This window comes from Nonomuraea sp. KM90, assembly GCF_052246675.1.
In the GTDB taxonomy this organism is placed as follows: domain Bacteria; phylum Actinomycetota; class Actinomycetes; order Streptosporangiales; family Streptosporangiaceae; genus Nonomuraea.
Genome location: NZ_JBQQCB010000337.1, coordinates 1 through 1,701, shown reverse-complemented (window position 1 = coordinate 1,701; position 1,701 = coordinate 1). Strand labels below are relative to the sequence as shown.

Below are 1,701 nucleotides of genomic sequence, written 5' to 3'. Positions count from 1 at the left end.
TAAACGGGCTCTGTCGCTGATCTTGGGACGTGGAACGACCTGGTAGTTGATCGTTTGCGGAGTGCGTTCCGGGATGTGTTGAAGAGTTACTCCCGCATTGGGCGGGGATCGTGGTCGAGGTCGTGGAGCGGGTCGCGTGAATGGTGACTTTTCACGCCCGGTGCCGGGCCGATGAGGGAGTCTGCCCGCGCTGTGGTGTGGCGTCGGGGCGAGTGCATGACCGGTACGTGCGGCGGCTGGCAGATGCCGCGATGAGCGGGATCAAGACCGTGCTGGCGGTGACGGTGCGGCGCTTCAAGTGCATGAATGTCAGGTGCGCGGCGGTGACGTTCGTCGAGCAGGTGGAGGGGTTGACCAGCCCGCATGCCCGCTTCACCCCGCTGCTACGGCAGATGCTGACGTCGGTGGCGGTGGGCATGGCCGCCCGGGCGGGTGCCCGGCTGGCGGCTCGGTTGGGGATGCCGGTCGCCAAGGACACCCTGCTGCGGCTGGTCCGAGCACATCCCGAGCCGCCTGTTGGGAGGGTGCGAGCCGTGGCGGTGGACGATTTCGCCCTGCGCAAGGGCAACGTCTACGCCACGATCGTGGTCGATTTAGAGGCCCGGCGTCCGGTGGAGGTGCTCCCGGGCCGGGAGGCGGGCCCGGTGGCCGAGTGGCTGGCCGCTCACCCGGAGGTGGAGATCGTCACCCGGGATCGCGCCCGTGCCTACGCCGAGGCCGCCCGCACGGGAGCGCCTCAAGCCCAGCAGGTTGTTGATTGCTGGCACGTCTGGAACAACCTGACTGAAGCCGTGGAGAAGACGGTCGGCGCGCACCACGGCTGCGTCAAGCAGGCGTATGCCGACCTGCCCGGCAACCAGGGTGAGTTCGCGACCCCGCCCGAGCCGCCGGACGGCTACCTGGACGTCCACGGCCGCGAACGCGCCCTGGTGGCCCGGACCAGGAGGCGATACGCCGAGGTTCAGAAGCTGGTGGCCCAGGGCCGCTCGCTCAAGGGCATCAGCCGGGACCTGAATCTCGACTACTACGCCGTACGCCGCTACGCCCGCGCGGCCGGCCTGGAGGAACTGCTGGTCGCTGCCACGCACCGCACCACGCTGCTGGATGCCTACAAGCCATATCTGTATGAGCGGTTCAGTCAGGGCTGTCACAACGCGAGCCTGCTGTTTCGTGAGGTCCGGGCACAGGGTTACCCGGGCAGCGCGAGCCCGGTCGACCGCTACGTCCGGCTGCTTCGCAAAGGCAGCATCGCACCGCCACCACCCAGGCCCACGCCCAAACCCCGCAAGATCACCGCGTGGATCATGACCCATCCCGACAACCTGCGTCCCGACCACGCGCCCGACCTCGAGCAGGTCCGCGAGGCCTGTCCCGAGCTGGACGCCATCTTCAGCCACGTCCGCGGCTTCGCCACCATGATGCGCGATCTGCGCGGCGATCGTCTGCCCGCCTGGATCGACGCAGTTCCCGAAGCGGACCTGCCCCATCTGCACCGATTCGCCCACGGCCTGCGCTACGACCTCGACGCCATCATCGCCGGCCTGTCGCTTCCCTGGAACTCCGGACAGGCCGAGGGGCAGAACACGCGAGTGAAGCTGGTCAAGCGGCAGGGCTATGGGAGAGCCAACTTCGATCTCCTGCGCAAGCGGATCCTGCTCCGAACATGACCCTCAGCCCGTCCCAAGATCAGCGACAGAGCCG

The 1,701-nt window shown here is 68.0% G+C and carries 1 protein-coding gene; it reads left to right on the top strand.

Features of this window, described 5'->3' with window-relative positions; all coding sequences use genetic code 11:
- Positions 1-140: 140 nt before the first annotated feature.
- Positions 141-1,667: an ISL3 family transposase gene (locus ACTWPW_RS64020; RefSeq protein ID WP_443175010.1), complete on the top strand. Its 1,527-nt coding sequence runs from the start codon at positions 141-143 to the stop codon at positions 1,665-1,667.
- Positions 1,668-1,701 lie beyond the last annotated feature (34 nt).